At 59.4% G+C, this 17,811-nt stretch carries 18 protein-coding genes and 1 riboswitch; of the genes, 11 read left to right on the plus strand and 7 right to left on the minus strand.

The window, feature by feature from the left end; translation table 11 throughout:
* Positions 1-175 precede the first annotated feature (175 nt).
* Both FHT78_RS28700 and FHT78_RS28705 read left to right on the plus strand, forming a co-directional pair.
* A complete protein-coding gene (locus FHT78_RS28700; protein WP_183749934.1) occupies positions 176-424 on the plus strand; it encodes a hypothetical protein in 249 nt (82 codons plus the stop codon).
* Positions 425-528: 104 nt separating this feature from the next.
* Complete coding sequence (locus tag FHT78_RS28705; RefSeq protein ID WP_183749935.1) at positions 529-966, plus strand: universal stress protein; 438 nt, start codon at positions 529-531, stop codon at positions 964-966.
* Positions 967-970: 4 nt separating this feature from the next.
* Here FHT78_RS28705 and FHT78_RS28710 read toward each other — a convergent pair whose 3' ends face one another.
* Together FHT78_RS28710 and FHT78_RS28715 are read right to left on the minus strand one after the other, a co-directional pair.
* Complete coding sequence (locus FHT78_RS28710; protein WP_183749936.1) at positions 971-1,159, minus strand: hypothetical protein; 189 nt, start codon at positions 1,157-1,159, stop codon at positions 971-973.
* Between the two features lie 198 nt (positions 1,160-1,357).
* Positions 1,358-2,260 carry a LysR family transcriptional regulator gene (locus FHT78_RS28715; protein ID WP_183749937.1) on the minus strand — a complete coding sequence of 301 codons (903 nt, stop codon included), beginning with the start codon at positions 2,258-2,260 and terminating at the stop codon, positions 1,358-1,360.
* Between the two features lie 156 nt (positions 2,261-2,416).
* On the opposite strand from FHT78_RS28715, the gene FHT78_RS28720 reads away from it, so the two are divergent.
* Complete coding sequence (locus FHT78_RS28720; protein WP_246715443.1) at positions 2,417-2,821, plus strand: hypothetical protein; 405 nt, start codon at positions 2,417-2,419, stop codon at positions 2,819-2,821.
* Positions 2,822-2,895: 74 nt separating this feature from the next.
* On the opposite strand, the gene FHT78_RS28725 is transcribed toward FHT78_RS28720, so the two are convergent.
* Both FHT78_RS28725 and FHT78_RS28730 read right to left on the minus strand, forming a co-directional pair.
* Positions 2,896-5,283: a phosphoketolase family protein gene (locus tag FHT78_RS28725; RefSeq protein ID WP_183749938.1), complete on the minus strand. Its 2,388-nt coding sequence runs from the start codon at positions 5,281-5,283 to the stop codon at positions 2,896-2,898.
* Between the two features lie 69 nt (positions 5,284-5,352).
* Positions 5,353-6,531 carry an acetate/propionate family kinase gene (locus FHT78_RS28730; RefSeq protein ID WP_183749939.1) on the minus strand — a complete coding sequence of 393 codons (1,179 nt, stop codon included), beginning with the start codon at positions 6,529-6,531 and terminating at the stop codon, positions 5,353-5,355.
* A gap of 216 nt (positions 6,532-6,747) precedes the next feature.
* Between FHT78_RS28730 and FHT78_RS28735 the strand changes: the two genes are divergently transcribed.
* Positions 6,748-8,343 carry an inorganic phosphate transporter gene (locus FHT78_RS28735; RefSeq protein ID WP_183749940.1) on the plus strand — a complete coding sequence of 532 codons (1,596 nt, stop codon included), beginning with the start codon at positions 6,748-6,750 and terminating at the stop codon, positions 8,341-8,343.
* A gap of 6 nt (positions 8,344-8,349) precedes the next feature.
* Here FHT78_RS28735 and FHT78_RS28740 read toward each other — a convergent pair whose 3' ends face one another.
* Positions 8,350-9,921 (minus strand): bifunctional diguanylate cyclase/phosphodiesterase, encoded by a 1,572-nt coding sequence (locus FHT78_RS28740; RefSeq protein WP_183749941.1) that lies wholly within the window; start codon positions 9,919-9,921, stop codon positions 8,350-8,352.
* A gap of 238 nt (positions 9,922-10,159) precedes the next feature.
* Between FHT78_RS28740 and FHT78_RS28745 the strand changes: the two genes are divergently transcribed.
* Positions 10,160-10,402: a hypothetical protein gene (locus FHT78_RS28745; RefSeq protein ID WP_183749942.1), complete on the plus strand. Its 243-nt coding sequence runs from the start codon at positions 10,160-10,162 to the stop codon at positions 10,400-10,402.
* A gap of 60 nt (positions 10,403-10,462) precedes the next feature.
* Entirely contained in the window at positions 10,463-10,816 is a 354-nt protein-coding gene (locus FHT78_RS28750; protein WP_183749943.1) for a hypothetical protein, read from the plus strand.
* Positions 10,817-11,253: 437 nt separating this feature from the next.
* Here the strand turns inward: FHT78_RS28750 and FHT78_RS28755 are convergent, their stop codons facing one another.
* Complete coding sequence (locus FHT78_RS28755; protein ID WP_183749944.1) at positions 11,254-11,799, minus strand: histidine phosphatase family protein; 546 nt, start codon at positions 11,797-11,799, stop codon at positions 11,254-11,256.
* A gap of 103 nt (positions 11,800-11,902) precedes the next feature.
* Positions 11,903-11,977, plus strand: a riboswitch (cobalamin riboswitch).
* Positions 11,978-12,027: 50 nt separating this feature from the next.
* On the opposite strand from FHT78_RS28755, the gene FHT78_RS28760 reads away from it, so the two are divergent.
* The 3 genes from FHT78_RS28760 (at position 12,028) to FHT78_RS28770 (ending at position 13,777) form a co-directional block, all read left to right on the plus strand.
* Positions 12,028-12,237, plus strand: coding sequence for a CbtB-domain containing protein (locus tag FHT78_RS28760; RefSeq protein WP_183749945.1), 210 nt, complete (start codon positions 12,028-12,030; stop codon positions 12,235-12,237).
* A gap of 111 nt (positions 12,238-12,348) precedes the next feature.
* A complete protein-coding gene (locus tag FHT78_RS28765) occupies positions 12,349-13,083 on the plus strand; it encodes a CbtA family protein (protein ID WP_183749946.1) in 735 nt (244 codons plus the stop codon).
* A 127-nt stretch (positions 13,084-13,210) separates the two neighbouring features.
* Positions 13,211-13,777: a hypothetical protein gene (locus FHT78_RS28770; protein ID WP_183749970.1), complete on the plus strand. Its 567-nt coding sequence runs from the start codon at positions 13,211-13,213 to the stop codon at positions 13,775-13,777.
* Here FHT78_RS28770 and FHT78_RS28775 read toward each other — a convergent pair.
* Positions 13,762-14,424 (minus strand): sulfite oxidase-like oxidoreductase, encoded by a 663-nt coding sequence (locus FHT78_RS28775; RefSeq protein ID WP_183749947.1) that lies wholly within the window; start codon positions 14,422-14,424, stop codon positions 13,762-13,764. The two genes, FHT78_RS28770 and FHT78_RS28775, sit on opposite strands and share 16 nt — an antisense overlap.
* A gap of 250 nt (positions 14,425-14,674) precedes the next feature.
* On the opposite strand from FHT78_RS28775, the gene FHT78_RS28780 reads away from it, so the two are divergent.
* Together FHT78_RS28780 and FHT78_RS28785 are read left to right on the plus strand one after the other, a co-directional pair.
* Positions 14,675-16,408, plus strand: a complete 1,734-nt coding sequence (locus FHT78_RS28780) for a sensor histidine kinase (protein ID WP_246715445.1) — start codon at positions 14,675-14,677, stop codon at positions 16,406-16,408.
* The gene (locus FHT78_RS28785; RefSeq protein ID WP_183749948.1) at positions 16,405-17,748 is read left to right on the plus strand and encodes a sigma-54 dependent transcriptional regulator; all 1,344 of its coding nucleotides are present in this window, start codon (positions 16,405-16,407) and stop codon (positions 17,746-17,748) included. The genes FHT78_RS28780 and FHT78_RS28785 overlap by 4 nt, the downstream gene beginning before the upstream one ends.
* Positions 17,749-17,811: the final 63 nt, after the last annotated feature.

The following is a 17,811-nucleotide window of genomic DNA, read 5'->3' on the forward strand; positions in this document are numbered from 1 at the left end:
TCTCTTTCCACGGCATCAACACCTCCCGCCAAAAAGCGAAAAGTGTTACCCATGTCTCCGGTACGAAACGTCACCTATCTCTCGGGTCGGGCACCGAAATCAAAACTGTGAGTGCGCCCCAGTCGAGCAGGCGATATAATTTTGTCGGAAGACACTTCGTCACGGGGGGTGCATAATGAAATATGCTGTTGTCGCAATTCTTTTTCTCGCTGCCGGCTGCAGTACGACGACGGAAGACCAGCCTATCCCAGGCAGCCTGACCTATGGCAAGGTTATCCACTCGCCTTATAAGCCCGGCACAGTGGTCAAGCACACTTTCCTCGGTGAATTTGGCTATCGGCAGTTCGAACGCTATGTTGTTCAGCCTGATGGCACGCTCAAGCTTGCCTCGCGTATTGAAAGCGAAGATTTCCTCTGGAACTGAAGAAGTGCGTTGGTTCGCCTGATGTTGACCTGCGTCAAAGCGCGGGATTACGATCACTGGTGAATCCCTTCCTATTTGAATTCAGTCAGCAGAACGGATCTCCCATGTACAATCGCATATTGCTGCCCACCGACGGTTCGGAACTTGCCGGTCGGGGTATCGATCATGGTCTTGCACTTGCCAGGGCGCTTAGCCTTCCCGTGACCGTTGTCAGCGTCATCGTGCCGCTGACTGGTTTTGCGCTGCAAGGGATCGTGCAGGCTGAGGCGATGGACAGCTATAATGAGGGCCGCCGAAAAGAGATCGAGGATCTGGAGAAGATCATCGGGGAAAAAGCGAAGAGCGCCGGTGTCGTCGCCGACTTCGTCAGCAAGGTGCATCTTTCGCCGGCGGTCGCCATTCTGGAAACGGCAGCAGAGCGGGGCTGTGGCCTGATCGTTATTTCCTCGCACGGTCGCCGCGGGATCTCGCGGCTCATGCTCGGCAGCCAAACGTCCGAGGTCCTTTCCGAGGCGGGTATCCCGGTCCTGGTCGTAAAATAAAAGCTCAGTTTTCCGTCAGTGCCGAGAGGGGCGCCGTGCATTCGGCGACATGATCTGCCTTCTTGGTGGACACCGCTCCGCTTTTCTCGCGGCTGTCGTCGGCTTCGTCACAGCTGACATCCTCCGGCGTGATGTAAAAGGCCAGCATTTCCTCCAGACGGGAGGCAGTGAGGCTCGTGGCGAAACCCTTCATGGCTTTCCTCGGGGGTGTTTCCGGTTGCGAATTCATAGCCTACCCTCAGGCCGGTCCGGAACAAGGGCCGCGAGGTTGTCACCAACTTTCGAAGATCGGTGAGCATTTCCGTTTACCCCGAAGCGAAGAAACGCTCCATCTCTTTGTTTTAATGCAATTCCGGACGCAAAACCGCTGTGCGCTTTTGCTGGAATTGCTTTAATCGCTGATAAGTTCGAGGCAGAACTCGATAAAGGCGGTGACCTTGGCCGGTACGTGATGCCGAGAGGGATGGATTGCAAAAAGCGGGAAGGTTTCGCCCGGCCAGTCTGGATAGAGCTCAACAAGACGTCCTTCGGTAAGCAGGTCCTTGACGCTTAGGGCAAGAACCTGGGCGATGCCGGCGCCGGCAAGGCAGGCATCGAGCATGGTGCCGGGGTCGCTCATCAGAAGCGGACCACGGGCGTCGAGCCGGACGATCTTCTTGCCTCTGTGCAGTTCCCAATCGAAGGTCCGGCCCGTCAGCGGATCGCGGAATTGGATGCAGGAGTGGTCGGCTATCTCGGCAGGCGTCTTTGGCGTGCCGTGCTCAGCGAGATAGGCTGGTGTTGCGACTGTGAGAACACGGGTTTCCATTAGCTTGCGGGCGATGCGCGAGGAGCTCGGCTGCTGGCCGAAGCGGATAGCGATATCGATACCACCGGCGACGAGATCGCTCATCAGGTCGCGGGTTATCAATTCGAGTTCCAGCGCCGGATAGCGGGTCATGAACTGCTTCAGATGCGGTGCCAGCACCATGCGGGAAAAGATCGGGTCGACATCGACACGCAGGCGGCCGCGCACGGTCAGTGACGCGCCTGATGCGAGCGTGGCGGCTTCCTCGATGCCATCGAGATGTGGAGCGACCTGTTCGTAGAAACGGGCGCCTTCGTCCGTCAGTCGTACCGAGCGGGTGGTGCGGTCGAGCAGGCGCACGCCGATACGGGCCTCCAGCCTGGATATGGCGCGACTGACGCCGGAGGCTGAAAGACCCAGCACATCGGCCGCTTGGACGAAGCTGCCGCTTTCGACCACTGCGGCAAGCGTGCTGACACCCGAAAGGAGGCGGCCGTCGAATGTCATGATTCACTCCTGATTTGATGTCATGGATGATGTTGAGAACTGCAGCCTAGTCAAGAAAACACCCCTTATCGCTGCCAGCATTGGCCCAGAAAGCCTGCTCAATGGAACCTCTTGCCGCCGATCTGGTTTCTCCGTTACAGATTGGAGGATCAAGCGATGACCCAATATGGTGACGACAAGAACCGGATTGTGGATGAGAATACAGGCATGCCGCTCGGGCAGGCATCCTATGAAGAGGAAAAAACGCTTGCCGATGAGCGGCGCAGCGTTTCGCTCTGGGGTGTGCTGGCAGCCGGCATCCTGGTCATTCTGATCGCTGCGGCAAGCTTTGCCATCTGGCCGGGTACGACCAACGAACCGGCTTCGACCGCGTCCACGACCCAAGACCCGATCAACGCGCAGCCCTCGGGCCAGGGCACATTCGACAATAATCCGGCAACAGGCTCCATCAAGCCGCCGGAAGCCACCGACCGCGATCCGACCCCTGACGGTAGCGGTGGTGGTCCGACGGGCGTGACCACGCCGAGCGGCACGCAGAACGGCACGCAGAACGGACGGTAATATTGTGATCCTGCATCACGGCTGGGCAAGGGCTGCGCGGTATCCGTGCAGCCCTTTCACGTAGTTACCTGCTCTCAGGCCGCGGGCCATTTCCAGTTACGCACGTCGGGCATGTCCTCACCATATTCGCGGACATAGGCATGATGCTCGACGAGTTTAGCTCTCAGGCTTTCCAGCACTTCAGGCACTTTCTCCTTCAGGCCCGGAACGCGCTCGATCCCCTCGATAGCGAGGTGGAAGCGGTCGAGCTCGTTGAGCACGGTCATGTCGAAGGGCGTGGTGGTCGTGCCTTCCTCAATGAAGCCGCGCACATGGATGTTGCGATGATTGGTGCGCTTATAGGTCAGCCGGTGAATGAGATAGGGATAGCCGTGATAGGCGAAAATGACCGGCTTGTCCGTGGTGAAGATCGCATCGAAATTCTCATCCGTCAGGCCGTGCGGATGCTGATCCTTCGATTGCAAGGCGAGCAGGTCGACCACGTTTACCGCGCGGATCTTCAGTTCAGGAATATGCTGGTGCAGCAGGTCGACGGCCGCGAGCGTTTCCATGGTCGGTACGTCGCCGGCGCAGGCCATGACGAGATCAGGCGCCACCGTATCTTCCTCATGGCTTGCCCAATCCCAGACGCCGATACCAGCCTCACAATGTTTCGCCGCCTCGTCCATCGTCAGCCATTGCGGTTCCGGTTGCTTGCCGGCGACAATGACGTTGATACGGTCATAAGTCCCAAGGCAATGATCGCCTACACAAAGCAAAGTGTTGGCGTCCGGCGGCAGGTAAATGCGGACGATATCGGCCTTCTTGTTGGCGACGAGATCGACGAAGCCGGGGTCTTGATGCGAGAAGCCGTTATGATCCTGCCGCCAGACATGCGAGGTCAAGAGGTAGTTGAGGGAGGAGATCGGCTTCCTCCACTCCAGTTCGCGGGTGACCTTCAGCCACTTGGCATGCTGGTTGAACATGGAATCGATAATGTGGATGAAGGCCTCGTAGCAGGAAAACAGGCCATGCCGGCCCGTCAGCAGGTAGCCTTCCAGCCATCCCTGGCAAAGATGTTCGCTCAGAACCTCCATGACGCGGCCGTCACGCGACAGACCGACATCATAGGACTCGATTTTTTCCATCCAGACGCGATCGGTGACTTCGAAGACGCTGCCGAGACGGTTCGATTCCGTTTCGTCCGGGCCGAAAATGCGGAAATTCGCATTGGCCTCGTTGAGCTTCAGCGTATCGCGCAGATAGCGACCAAGGATTTCGGTGGATTGCACGATTTCAGCGCCGCGCTTTTCCACCTTTACCTCATAGGAGCGGATATCGGGTGCGATCAATTCCTTGCGCAGAATACCGCCGTTGGCGTGCGGATTGGCGCCCATGCGCCGATCGCCCGAGGGGGCCAGCGCCCGCAGTTCCGGCTTCAACCGGCCGGCGGCGTCGAAGAGGTCTTCGGGATCGTAGCTGCGCATCCAGTCTTCGAGGATTTTCCGGTGCCCGTCGTTATCCCGGCAATTGGAGACCGGCACTTGATGGGCGCGCCAGAAACCCTCGACCTTCTTTCCGTCCACCTCTTTGGGTCCGGTCCAGCCCTTGGGGCTGCGTAACACAATCATCGGCCAGCGCGGGCAGGCTTGTGGCGCTTTGCCGCTGCGGGCCTCTTTCTGAATGGCGCGGATACGGTCGAAGACTTTCTCGAAGGTCGCCGCCATCTGCTGATGCATCTTTGCCGGCTCGTGACCCTCGACGAAGAAGGGTTCATAGCCATAACCTTCGAACAAATGCGTCAGATCCTCGTCGGTTGCCCGGCCGAGGATGGTTGGGTTGGCGATCTTGTAGCCGTTCAGATGCAGGATCGGCAGAACGGCGCCGTCGCGGGCCGGGTTCAGAAACTTGTTGGAATGCCAGCTTGCCGCAAGCGGGCCGGTTTCGGCCTCGCCGTCGCCGATGACGCAGGCGACAATCAGATCGGGATTGTCAAAAGCTGCGCCGTAGGCATGGACCAGCGCATAGCCGAGTTCGCCGCCCTCGTGGATGGAGCCCGGCGTCTCCGGCGCTGCATGGCTCGGGATGCCGCCAGGGAAGGAGAACTGGCGGAAGAGCTTATGCATGCCGTCTTCGGTCTCGGCGATATGGGGATAGATTTCGCTGTAAATGCCTTCGAGATAGGTATTGGCGACCATGCCCGGGCCGCCGTGACCGGGGCCGCACATATAGATGATGTCGAGATCACGGGCGCGGATGATGCGGTTCAGGTGCGCATAGATGAAGTTGAGACCGGGCGTGGTGCCCCAGTGGCCGAGCAGGCGGGGCTTGATATGTTCTGATTTCAGCGGCTGGCGGAGCAGAGGATTGGACAGGAGATAGATCTGTCCGACCGAGAGATAGTTGGCGGCACGCCAGTAGCGATCGATGAGCGTAAGTTCGGCGTCGGAAAGAACTGCTTGAGTCGAGACATGCTTTTCCATGGATTTCTCCCGTTTAAACTTGTTCAACGTCAATTCTAGCTGATGGCACCAGCATGCCTTTGATCTGGATCAGCCGGAGCGAAGAATAGAGAGCGCTTCCTGCGCGATGACGTGCTCCTCGTCGGTAGCGATGACATGTGCCGTTATCCGACTTGCGGATGTCGTGATTGTGAAGCCGTTAGCGGCATTCGCTTTTTCGTCCACCGCAAGACCGAGCCAACTCAAGCGCTGGAGGACGGAAGCGCGGATTTGCGGCTGGTGTTCACCGATACCGGCCGTAAAGACGATGGCATCGAGCCCGCCGAGCGTCATCGACATGCGGCCGATCTCGCCTGCAATGCGCAGGGTGAAGAGATCGAGAGCTTCGCGGGCTTCCCGGCGGCTATCCTCGAGAAGATGACGGGTATCGGCATTGATGCCGGAAACACCGAGCAAGCCGGAGCGATGGTAGAGCATGTCCTCAACCTGATCGGCGGATTTTTTCCTTCGCTGCAGAAGATAAAGGATCGCACCGGGATCGAGCCAGCCGGGCCGGGTTGCCATGGGGATGCCGTCGAGCGTGGAAAACCCCATGCTGCAATCTCGGCTGACGCCTTTTTCCAGGGCGCAAAGGCTCGCGCCGCTGCCGAGGTGAGCGGCGACGATTTTCGGCTTGCTCGACAGTTTGCGGCTCACTTCGCCGGCAATGAATTTGTATGAAAGGCCGTGAAAGCCATACCGCTTGATACCCTCGTCATGAAGCGCACGTGGGATAGCGAAGCGGCGGACGAGATCGGCCTGTGTTGCGTGGAAAGCGGTATCGAAGGAGGCGGTCTGGGAAAGATGCGGCTTCAAGTGCCGCAATGCGCGGATGAAGCGGAGTGCCTGCGGCTGATGAAGGGGTGCCAGCGGCGTCAGCGCGTCGATTTCATCGATTGCGGTGTCATCAAGCGCGGTCACTTCGGTGAAACGGTCGCCGCCATGAACGACCCGGTGGCCGGCAGCGCGGACGGCGCCGATATCGAAATGCTCCGAAAGCAATTCGCACACTTCGTCGACAACGGGGCGCAGATCGTCGGCAAACTCGGCCTCCAGCGGCGTATCTGATATCTGCGGACCTTCCGTGATGCTGAAGGTGAGGGGTTCGGCGCGGAAATCGATCACGCCTTTGCCGATGCGGCGCACGTTTGCATCTTCGATTGCGAAAATGCCGATCTTCACCGTCGACGAGCCGGCATTGAAGGTCAGGAGAAGGTCAGTCGACGGCATTTGCTTGATACTCCCGGGAAGCGTGGCGATAAACGAACTTAGCGCCATGGCGCCACGTGGGAAGGCTCTTCTCTCCCAGCGGGCAATTTTCGGTTGTTGATTCGGTCTCCGAAGATGCCGGCTCGGGATGACGCGTGGACGGTTGCGTCATGAGAGTTTCACGCTGCGGATTTATTAACAAATGGCAAATTTGCAATTGGAACAAGGAACTATTCCATGGCCGACATTGCCCCAAGCCATAGTGACGTTTCCCATCCGCTGCACCATTCGAATTCCGTAGGCAAGTGGTTCCTGCCGGTGTTCGGTCTCATTTTGGTCTGCGGTCTCGGATATGTCGCCTATGCCCTGTCCCGTGACCTGACTGCCGCAGTTGCCGTTCCCTGGGTACTTCTCGGTCTCGCGCTGCTGATCGCGCTCGGCTTCGAGTTCGTCAACGGTTTCCACGATACGGCCAATGCCGTGGCGACCGTTATCTACACGCGCTCGATGCCGGCGGAATTTGCCGTCATCTGGTCGGGCTTCTTCAACTTCCTCGGCGTTCTGACATCCACGGGCGCCGTGGCCTTTGGCATCCTGGCGCTGCTGCCAGTCGAGCTGATCCTGCAGGTCGGTTCCGGTTCGGGCCTTGCCATGGTCTTTGCGCTGCTGATCGCAGCGATCATTTGGAACCTCGGCACGTGGTATCTCGGCCTGCCGTCATCGAGCTCGCACACCCTGGTCGGCTCGATCATTGGTGTCGGTCTCGCCAACCAATTCCTGGCGCCGGCAGGTTCCGCCACCAGCGGCGTGGACTGGTCGCAGGCAACCAATATTGGCCTGTCGCTCTTGATTTCACCAATCATCGGTTTCGGCCTTTCGGCTATCCTGCTCATCGTTATGAAGTTCCTGGTGCGCAAACGCGAACTCTATCAAGAGCCGAAGGGCAATCGGCCGCCGCCGCTGTGGATCCGCGCCATCCTGATCTTCACCTGCACGGGCGTGAGCTTCGCCCACGGTTCGAATGACGGCCAGAAGGGCATGGGTCTCATCATGCTCATCCTCATCGGTCTGGTGCCGACCGCCTTCGCGCTGAATCGTACGCCTGACGTCAACTATCTCGAAGCCTACAAATCGGCGTCCGCGCAGGTGGAAGCGGCTCTTGGCAAATATGTGAAGCCGGGCGTAACCGTTACCGACTACAAGGCCGAAGTCGGCAATGCCGTCAAGAACAAGGTATGGACGGACGCGACCACGCCGGCGCTGCAGCAGTATATCCACCAGACGAGCGCCGAAGTCGCTGCTTTCCCGACCCTGGAAGCCGTTCCCACCAATCTCGTCGGCAACGTCCGCAATGACATCTACCTGATCGGCGAGGCGCTCAAGCTCATCGACAAGAAGAAGCTGCTGCCGATGGACGCCAGTGATCTCAAGGCCGTCACCGGGTATCATGCGGCAGTGGACAACGCGACAAAATTCATTCCGTTGTGGGTGAAGGTCGCCGTCGCGCTGGCACTCGGCCTCGGAACGATGGTCGGCTGGAAGCGTATCGTTGTGACGGTTGGTGAGAAGATCGGCAAAACCCATCTGACCTACGGCCAGGGTGCCGCCGCGGAAGTCGTCGCCATGGCGACGATTGCCTCGGCCGACCATCTCGGCCTGCCGGTTTCGACCACACACGTGCTGTCATCAGGTGTGGCTGGCACGATGGCTGCCAACGGCTCGGGCCTGCAATGGTCCACCGTGCGCAACATGCTCATGGCCTGGGTTCTGACGCTTCCGGCCTCGATCGCAATCGCCTTCTTGCTGTTCGTGGTCCTTCGCCAGATCTTTTAAGGTTGGTCAGGCCGTAAAGGCGAGACTGCTAATCTGATTTTCGATAAAGATGCCCGCCTCTGCGGCGGGCATCGCTTTGCCGAAGAGATAGCCCTGGCCGATGTCGCAGCCAAGCGGCAGTAGATAGGCGAGTTGGGCGTGCTCCTCGACGCCTTCAGCCGTCGTCTTGATGTTGAGGCTTCTTCCGAGAGCAAGCATGGCGCGGACGATCTTTTCCTGCTTCTCGTCCTCCCGGCAGGTGGCGATGAAACTCTTGTCGATCTTGATTTTGTCGAACCGGTAACGGGCGAGCTGAGCAAGGCTCGAATAGCCCGTACCGAAATCATCAAGGGCGATCTGTACGCCCGCTTTATGCAATTCATCGAGAATATAGGCTGCGATCGCGGGATCTTGGATCAGCGCGTTTTCGGTAATTTCAACTTCCAGCCGCCCGGCGGGCAGGCCGCTTGCCGCGAGCACTTTGAAGATGCGCGAGGGAAGGAGTTTATCCTCCATCTGCACAGGTGAGACGTTGAAGGAAAGCCTTACATCATCTGGCCAGGCGAGGGCATCGCTGCAGGCCTGGGTGAGGAGGTTTTCGAACAGTTCGGTTATCATGCCGGTTTCTTCGGCAATGCCGATGAAGACCGGAGGCGGAATCCTTATACCGTCTTCGTCAGTCCATCGGGCCAGCGCCTCGAAGCCGCAGAGCCTACCACTCCTGAGATCGATCAGCGGCTGATAGTAGGTCTTGATCGCCTTGTTCTGAATGGCGCCGCGCAGCTTGCTCTCCAGTGATGCGCGTTCCGTCACTTTGTCCTGCATGGACGGTTGGAAGATCAGGTGATGGTTGGGACCGCGTGATTTCGCCTCGTACATGGCAAGGTCGGCGCGGTGAGCTGCGTCCTCGAGGGGCTCTGCGCCTTCGTTCCAGCGGTCGTAACCCACGCTGGCGCCGACTTCGACGGCAAAGCCATCGATCAGGATGGGCCGGGTGACTGCCTGGATAAGCACTTTGGCGAACCATTCCTCCCGCGCCTCGGTCATGCCGAGCGCGATGACGATGAATTCATCCCCGCCGAAACGATAAACGCAATCGGCATTACCCAGTGCGCAGATGCGCTTGGCTACTTCCACCAACAGAACGTCGCCACCCTTGTGGCCGATAAGGTCGTTGACTTTCTTGAATCCGTCGAGATCGACGGAGAAGATCGTAACGTTGCTCTTGGCCCCTTCGGGGACATCGCCGTCCTGACGGGCGGGCTTGGGCAGGATCTTGCGTTCGAAGGCGTAGCGGTTTGGAAGCTTGGTCAGATGATCGTGAGTAGCGGTCCAGTCGGCGCGCGCCTGGGCGGCACCACGAAGTTGCGTCTCTTTGCGAAGGTCGCCAATGCGCAACGCGGAATAGATGAAACTCATCCCGCCGGCGATGCCGAGGGCAAGCACGAACTCGTCGGCGCCGTAGTTCTCCAAGCCACTCATGAAGGAAACGAGCCAGCTATCGACATCCAGCAGGGCGCCTGAAATCCACAACGTTGCTCCGAGCGCCATGACAGACAGGCATTGCTTTCCCGCCCTGCTCCTGAAGAATTCCGCCATGAGCTTCTCCATCTCCATCCCGGGCGGAAGTATCATGAAAGTCTGAAATGTTTATTGAAACCTGAAGGCGAATTGTTGGCGATCGTACCATGCATTCGGTAGCACTTTCATCGGAAACGGACAGACCGTGCGTGCTGCGCTGCCTCTTAACGTGATATAAGAAAAGCCGAATTTTTGCACGCAATTTGAAACCTTTGGCCGCCTGTTGCTTTTAAGCTTTCGCAACGGATGCAGCGAGATGTCTCTCTTCTATTTCAAGACCGTAGACAATGACGGCATGGTTCCGGATGACCTGCCGTTCGAATTTCCCGATCTTTTCGCCGCCGTGGAAGAGGCAAAGCACGTCCTGGCCGAAATGGCGCTCGACGGTTTGCCGCAATGGCCGGGCGGATCGCTGGGCATAGAAGTGCAGAACGGTGATCGCGCTCCCATCGTGCGGCTGCGGCTGGAGCTGAAAGTAGACTACGTCCGCCCGCCCTGAGCGGAACCAATGTCACGTCCAAACCGTTTTTCAGAACTATTCAAGAGAGAGGACAATCTCATGCACGTTGTCGGCACCCAGGTCATCCCCGCCTATGGCAACAAAGGTGGTTTCACGGTCGAGTTCGTGGGCGACGGCGGCGAAGTCGTCTCCGTGCAGATCAAGAGCGATCGCGGTCAGCAATTGAACCGGCTAAATGCGGTGGAAAAGGCGAGGGAAGTGATGAGCTGCCTCGCTACTGCGCCAATCCGCGAGGGCGATAACGGGCAACCAGTTGCGGTAGAGAATGCTCGTTCGCGGGGTGATGAGGAGGCGATGGAAGAGCAACTGGACGAAGGACTGGAAGGCACTTTTCCCGCCAGCGATCCGGTCTCGATCACCAACACCACAATCTCCAAGAGCAGCAAACACTGATCCGTCCTTCTTATGGCTGCCATGCCCGATAGCGTTCCGTCGTCATTCCGATGATGCGTCGCATGCGCAGTTCGGCAGCCGATCTGTTTTCGAGGCCGCAGATGCCGAAACTGACCGGCGTGTCCGCTCGGCCTGTTTTTCGTTGTCATTCAGATTAAAATCGGCGAAGAGAAAGGCGAGCGGCCGTAGCGCGCCCGCCTTTGACTCTGATAGTTCAGGCGACGTTGATCAGCAGTGGTAGGCTGATCATGATGCCGACGAGAACGGCGACAACAGTTGCGACACGCACGGCGCGAATACGCCGCGTGCGCTCTCCACTCCAGTCATAGGTCATTTTTCGTCTCCGCAGGGAAGGACGTAGAGCTCGGGGGTACCGGGTTCGATGTGTATGGCTGCGTTTGCTTGTGTAAGGCTGGACTAATTTAGGGGGGAGTATTTCAGAAACGCAGCGACCAGCGGCGGTTGTCATGCGTCATACGCACCATTCCGAGCGGCTGAACATCTATTGTCCAGAAGGAGGCAGCCGGTGCTTTCAGGACATCCAGGATGGCGGCGCGGATGACGGCTGCGTGGGTAACTGCGACGACATGGCCGCCGAGCGGCATTTCCTCATTCATCCAGCCGGCGACGCGTTTGCAAAGCTGTTGCAGGCTCTCACCCTCATGCGGGGCAGCTTCGGGATCGGATATCCAGAGAGCAAAATTATCCGGCTCTTCGGAACGAAGGCTCATAAGCGGCTTGCCGCTCCAGCGACCATAGTCGCAGTCCCTGAGCGCGGGGGCAAGGACCGCGTCGAAGCCCAGCATTTCGGCGGTCTGCCGGGTGCGCAGCGCCGGGCTTACGAAAACCCTGTCCGCCTGTCCCGGTGACGGCAGCGTGGCTTTGCTCATCGCTTGTTCCTCCAGCGGTTCATCCATGGGAAAGGAAGCCGTGCGATTTGCCGCCGTGGCGCCGTTATTTATCCATGTGAGGCAAGTGGTCACGTTATTCGCGCCCTCCGGAGATAGGGCGGGATGACCGCCACGCGTATGAAGTTTCGTTGACAGTATCTTTGACGTGCAGATATAACCGTGACGTTGCGGGTTTGGAAGCCGGTGAAAGTCCGGCGCGGTCGCGCCACTGTGACCAGCGTGTCGAAGTTCTTCGCGTTGGAAGTCAGACCCTACTGCACACGAGATCTTCGACTGAACGCGTCATTCCAGGAGGAATACATGTCTGACACCACTTTTGCGCCGGTCATGTCGCCCGCCCCCATTCCTGTAAGCCAGATTCTGCCATGGGCGATCTTCGGCGGCCTGCTAATGCTGATTGCCATCTATTTCGTCGGCACCGAAGAAGGCGCGATGGCGCTCTTCAACGGCATGTATGTGCACGAATTCGTGCATGACGCCCGCCACCTCCTCGGCTTTCCCTGCCACTAAGCGTCGCGATCTTCGAGATCCGCTTGATACGTTTTAGTTGTAGTTTTTGCATGTCATCATCGCAAAACCGCTGAACGCTTTTGTGCGACATGCTTTAGGGGAGTGTCTCACGTGGTTGGAAATCTTCTGCTTCGCGGCATGATCGCGGGCGTGATTGCAGGTATCCTGGTTTTCGCCTTTGCGCGCTTCTTCGGCGAACCGCTCGTCGATGCTGCCATCGCCTTCGAAGAGGCGACGGCGCAGGCTGCCGGCGAGGTTGCCGAGCCTGAAATCGTCAGCCGCGTCACCCAGGCGGGGCCCGGGCTCTTGATCGGCGTCATGGCCTATAGCGTTGCCATTGGCGGGCTGTTTGCGCTTGTCTTCGCCTTCGTGCATGGCCGCTTCAGCAGCCTTTCGGCACGCGGCACCTCGGCCGTTATCGCAGTCGCCGCTTTCGTCGCCATCGTCATCGTTCCGGCTATCAAATATCCGGCCAATCCGCCGGCTGTCGGCAATTCGGATACGATCGGGGTGCGCACCGAGCTGTTCTTCCTGATGATTGTCGTTTCGATTGCTTCGCTGATCGCGGCCGTTGCAATTGCCCGCAGCCTGACAGCGCGCTACGGCTTATGGAATGCGGCGATCCTTGCGGGTGTTCTCTTCGTCGTCTTCATCGGTCTGGTGGAATATCTGCTGCCTCCGATCAACGAAGTGCCGGAGAATTTCTCAGCTACGGTGCTATGGCGCTTCCGCACGACCACGCTCGGCATGCATATGATCCTCTGGCTGGTGCTCGGTCTGGCTTTCGGCGCGCTGGCGGAGAAGCGCCTCGGGGCGAAGAGTGTATTGCGCCCGGCCCATCGATAAGGAGCGGCAGAGGGGCTTGACGCGCCCTCTTTCCTCGCAAAGCCCGTCGGCTGTTCGGCTGCTGCGTCGGGACGTTGGACGTATTGTGAAAAACGGATTCAATCTCCTTTGTTTCGGCCTTGCCCTGCTGATCGCGGATAACGCATCCGCGCATGGAGGCGGCAGGGACGAGGGCAGCCGCGCTGGCCTACCGGTGCCCGAACTATCTCACGGGGAAATGGCTGTGATTGCCGACTATCGCGGCCGTATCATGGATCTCGCCGCAAGCGCGGTCGATACGAACGAGCCTTTCCGGCGTGTCCTGAACTATGCCGAGATACAGTATTCCTACTGCCTCTGGGGTCGGATGCCTGGCAGCGTGACGGATCAGGAAAGTCCGTTCAACGAATGCGCCCATGCCTATCTCGCCGCGACCAAGGCGGTGCTGCTTGCCATGCGCGACATGCCACAGGAGGCGGTAGCCGCCGGTGAAATCGCATCGGCTGTCGATGTCGATATGGTCCGGCGCGGGCTCTCGCTGGTGACCTGCCGCTTCAGTGGGGAGGGCTTCGACACGGCCGATGTCGTGCGCCCGCGCTGGAGCGAAATACCCCTGCATCCGGCGAGCATGGCCTCGCTCACCGGATTTGCGGCGATCCTCGCTGCAGGGTTCTTTGTCCTCAGGCGGCTTCTTCGGGTTCAGTCTTCGGAATAGCGCTGTTCGCGCCACGGATCACCATACATATGGTAGCCGTTCTTTTCCCAGAAGCCTGCCTTGTCGGCCGGCAGCAGATCGATGCGGCGCAGCCATTTAGCGCTTTTCCAGAAATAAAGATGTGGCACGACCAGACGCATCGGGCCACCGTGATCGCGAGTGAGAGGCTGGCCCTCCCATGCGGTGGCCAGAATGGCGTCTTCAGCGGCGAAATCGGAAAGCGGCAGGTTGGTCGTGTAGCCGTCATAGCTCGTCAGCATGACGTAGCCGGCTTCCGCCTTCGGCATTGCGAGATCAAGCAGATCGCGGGTCGAAACACCCTTCCACTTGTTGTCGTAGCGCGACCACGTCGTCACACAATGGATATCGGTAACCATTGTGCTCTGTTCCAGCGCCTGGAAGGCGGCCCAACTGAGGTCGAGCGGCGTCTCGACCAGGCCGCGAACTTCCAGCCGCCAGCTATCGATGGAAATGATCGGTTGCTGGCCGAGGTCGAGCACCGGCCAGTTCTTGACCAGATGCTGGCCCGGCGGCAGGCGCTCGGTTTCCGGGCGGCTGATATGGCCGGTCAGGAACTTTCCTTCCGCGGCCCAACGGCGTTTGGATGTTGTGAGCTTGCTGTCTTTGGGGATCTGGCCGTCGCTCATAGCAGTCTCCTTGCCGTGCAACAATCAGACATCCGCGCCTGGCAAGTGTCAAGTTTCGGCGCCTCTTGGAAATCTGCACCGTGCTGACTACACTTGGTCCGTCGGGCTATGCCTTCACGGGGGGCGGAGGCGGAAAGGGAGGAGCGAGACTCTGTCTTCGCGCTATCGTGTCATTGCGGCGTTTTGCGCTGCACCTTTATTGGTTTTCGCTTTCTTCTATTATGGGAGCGCGGTCGCCACGCGCGCTTATATGGGCGAGGCTTCGGCGCAGGCGGGTACGGCGCTGCGGCTTGCCGTCTCGGCGCTGAACGGTCATCTCAGCCGCTACGAGGCGTTGCCGGCGCTGATCGCCGATCACGACGATATCAAGGAGCTGGTGAGTCGGCCGGATGATCGCTCACTGCGCGACAATGCCAATCTCTACCTCAAGGAAATCAACGGGCTGCTGAAATCGTCCGATATTTATGTCGTGCGTCCGGATGGCGAAACGATCGCCGCCAGCAATTATGACGGCCCCGGGAGTTTCGTCGGTGAAAACTTCAGCTACCGTCCGTATTTTCAGGAGGCGATCGGCGGGCATCAGGCACGCTTCTATGCGCTCGGCACGACTTCGCTCAAGCGTGGCTACTATTTCTCATCGCCAATCCGGGTAGATGGGAAAATCCGCGGCGTCATCGTCTTCAAGGTCGATATCGACGTAATCGAATCCTCGTGGGGCGGCGGCGAATACCGTATCTTCGTCTCCGATCCTGAAGGCATCATCTTCATGTCCGACAGTCCGGACTGGCTTTACGGCGCGATCCTGCCGCTGAGTTCGGATCGCGTGGCGCGCACCGAAGCGTCACGGCGTTATGCGAGTGCCAAGCTCGTCGAACTGCCGGTCATCCGCCATCGTTTCGAGGATCATGACCTGATGACGCTCGCCAGCGATCGCGGGCAAAGTGAATATCTCGTGCTTTCGCACTATATGCCGGCCGAAGACTGGACCGTGAACGTGCTGATGGACACCAGCTCCATCCGAGCGCAGGCTCGTACCGCGCTGGTCGTCGTCTTCCTCATTCTCTGCATTGCCGCGCTGACTCTTGCTATTCTTCGGCAGCGGCGCATGCGGCTTGCCGAGCGCCTGCAGCTGCAGGCCGAGGCGCGGAACGAGCTGGAGCGGCGGGTTGATGAGCGCACGGCCGATCTTGCCCGCGTCAACAGCCGCATCGAGGAAGAGATCGCCGAGCGACGCCTGACCGAGCAGCAGCTGCGCCAGACACAGGCCGATCTCATCCAGGCGGGCAAGCTTGCCGGTCTCGGTCAGATGTCGGCAGCGCTCTCGCATGAGTTCAATCAGCCGCTTGCCGCCGCCAAGACCTATACGGACAGCGCCTGTGTCCTGCTCGAACGCGGCCGCACGGCCGAAGCGCAAGATAATATCCAGCGCATCGGCGGGCTGATCGACCGGATGGCCTCCATCAGCCGGCACCTGCGCAATTTTGCGCGCAAGCCGAATGAGAAGCTCGGCCCGGTGCCGCTCGACGAGGCGATCCGCGACACGTTGGAGATCATCGCCTGGCGGTTGAAGGCGGCGGATGCCGATCTGCGACTGCATCTTGGCGCACGGCCGCCGGTGGTCAAAGCAGGTTCGGTGCGCCTTCAGCAGGTGCTGGTCAATGTGATTTCCAATGCGGCTGACGTAGTCGAGGGGCTGGAGGACAAGCGTATCGAAGTCTCGGCTTCCGAAGAGGCGGGCAGGGTGATCCTGACCGTGCGTGATCATGGGCCCGGTGTGCCGACGGCAATTGCCGAGCGCATCTTTGATCCCTTTTTCACCACCAAGGGCGTCGGCAAGGGTCTCGGTCTCGGCCTTTCGATCTCCTATAACATCATCAAGGATTTCGGCGGCAGCTTGACCGTTTCCAACCATCCGGGAGGCGGGGCCGTGTTCTGCATCGAGCTTTCCGCAGCAGCTGGCATGATGCCGGAGGCGGCGGAATGAACGAACAAAAGATATTGCTCGTCGACGACGAAGAGGAACTGCGTCGCTCGACTGCACAGGCGCTGGAACTTTCGGGCTTCAGCGTCGAAACCTTCTCCAATGCCGATCATGTGCTGGAGCTGATCGGCTACAGTTTTCCTGGTGTCGTCGTTACCGATATCCGCATGCCCGGTATGGATGGTATGACGCTGATGCAGAAAATCCGCGAACTCGATACTGAAGTGCCTGTCATTCTCGTCACCGGCCATGGCGATGTGCAGCTTGCCGTCAAGGCGATGCGTGAGGGCGCCTATGATTTCATCGAGAAACCATTCACGCCGCAGATGCTCGCCGGTGTCATCCGCCGCGCCATGGAGCGGCGCAGCCTTGTGCTGGAAAATCGGCTGCTGAAGGCTGTTGCCGGCAAGCGCGACGACCTCGAGGCGCGGCTGCCGGGGCGCACGCAGATCATGGTCGATCTGCGCTACCGCATCCGCGCGATCGGAGCGAGCGATGCCGACACGCTTGTTGTTGGCGATACTGGTGCAGGCAAGGAAGTGGTGGCCCGCGCGCTGCACGATATCAGCTCGCGGGCAAGCCGGCCGTTTGTCGCCATCAATTGTGCAGCTCTCCCGGCGAACCTGATCGAGAGTGAGCTTTTCGGGCACGAGGCCGGCGCTTTTCCGGGCGCGGTGCGGCCGCGTTACGGCAAGTTCGAACATGGGAGAGGCGGCACCATCCTGCTCGATGAGATCGGCTCCATGCCGTTCGATCTGCAGGCGAAGTTCCTGCGGGTACTGCAGGAGAGAACGATTTCCCGCCTTGGATCGAATGAGACCGTTCCGCTTGACGTACGGTTCATCGCCACGAGCAAGGTCGATCTGGAAGCGGAAGTCGCTGGTGGCCGATTTCGCGCCGACCTCCTCTACCGGCTGAATGTCGCAACCCTTCATGTGCCGTCGCTCTCACAGCGCCGTGCCGATGTTCCGCTGCTCTTCATGCAGCTCGTCAGGGAGGCGGCTGCGCGTTACGGCAAAGACGAGATGGCCGTGCCGCCGGATGTGATTTCCGACATCGCGCAGCGCGACTGGCCGGGCAACGTCCGCGAGTTGCGCAATGCAGCCGACCGCTTCGTGCTCGGTCTCGATGGGGGCGCCCGGCTGGCCGAGGCTGCCGGGCTCGCGGAACGCGTGGCCGAATTCGAGCGCGGCGTGATTGCGAGCGCGCTTGTTGCCCATGGCGGCAGCCTGAAACCGGTCTATGAGTCGCTCGGAATTTCGCGCAAGACGCTTTATGAAAAGATGCAGAAATATGGTCTCGACAAGAAGCTGCTGGCCAGCGAGATGCGTCGCGAATTCTGATCCAATCCCGAATCTCTTGATGTGATCGAACCGATCGGTGAGGCCAAGCTGACGCTGACGCAC

This window comes from Rhizobium sp. BK196, assembly GCF_014193255.1.
Taxonomy (GTDB): domain Bacteria; phylum Pseudomonadota; class Alphaproteobacteria; order Rhizobiales; family Rhizobiaceae; genus Rhizobium.

What these genes read in the sequence shown, in the direction of transcription:
- FHT78_RS28700 (WP_183749934.1), top strand. Translation starts at nt 176, where the DNA reads ATGAAATATGCTGTTGTCGCAATTCTTTTTCTCGCTGCCGGCTGCAGT.
- FHT78_RS28705 (WP_183749935.1), top strand. Translation starts at nt 529, where the DNA reads ATGTACAATCGCATATTGCTGCCCACCGACGGTTCGGAACTTGCCGGT.
- FHT78_RS28710 (WP_183749936.1), bottom strand. Translation starts at nt 1,159, where the DNA reads ATGAAGGGTTTCGCCACGAGCCTCACTGCCTCCCGTCTGGAGGAAATG.
- FHT78_RS28715 (WP_183749937.1), bottom strand. Translation starts at nt 2,260, where the DNA reads ATGACATTCGACGGCCGCCTCCTTTCGGGTGTCAGCACGCTTGCCGCA.
- FHT78_RS28720 (WP_246715443.1), top strand. Translation starts at nt 2,417, where the DNA reads ATGACCCAATATGGTGACGACAAGAACCGGATTGTGGATGAGAATACA.
- FHT78_RS28725 (WP_183749938.1), bottom strand. Translation starts at nt 5,283, where the DNA reads ATGGAAAAGCATGTCTCGACTCAAGCAGTTCTTTCCGACGCCGAACTT.
- FHT78_RS28730 (WP_183749939.1), bottom strand. Translation starts at nt 6,531, where the DNA reads ATGCCGTCGACTGACCTTCTCCTGACCTTCAATGCCGGCTCGTCGACG.
- FHT78_RS28735 (WP_183749940.1), top strand. Translation starts at nt 6,748, where the DNA reads ATGGCCGACATTGCCCCAAGCCATAGTGACGTTTCCCATCCGCTGCAC.
- FHT78_RS28740 (WP_183749941.1), bottom strand. Translation starts at nt 9,921, where the DNA reads ATGGCGGAATTCTTCAGGAGCAGGGCGGGAAAGCAATGCCTGTCTGTC.
- FHT78_RS28745 (WP_183749942.1), top strand. Translation starts at nt 10,160, where the DNA reads ATGTCTCTCTTCTATTTCAAGACCGTAGACAATGACGGCATGGTTCCG.
- FHT78_RS28750 (WP_183749943.1), top strand. Translation starts at nt 10,463, where the DNA reads ATGCACGTTGTCGGCACCCAGGTCATCCCCGCCTATGGCAACAAAGGT.
- FHT78_RS28760 (WP_183749945.1), top strand. Translation starts at nt 12,028, where the DNA reads ATGTCTGACACCACTTTTGCGCCGGTCATGTCGCCCGCCCCCATTCCT.
- FHT78_RS28775 (WP_183749947.1), bottom strand. Translation starts at nt 14,424, where the DNA reads ATGAGCGACGGCCAGATCCCCAAAGACAGCAAGCTCACAACATCCAAA.
- FHT78_RS28780 (WP_246715445.1), top strand. Translation starts at nt 14,675, where the DNA reads ATGGGCGAGGCTTCGGCGCAGGCGGGTACGGCGCTGCGGCTTGCCGTC.
- FHT78_RS28785 (WP_183749948.1), top strand. Translation starts at nt 16,405, where the DNA reads ATGAACGAACAAAAGATATTGCTCGTCGACGACGAAGAGGAACTGCGT.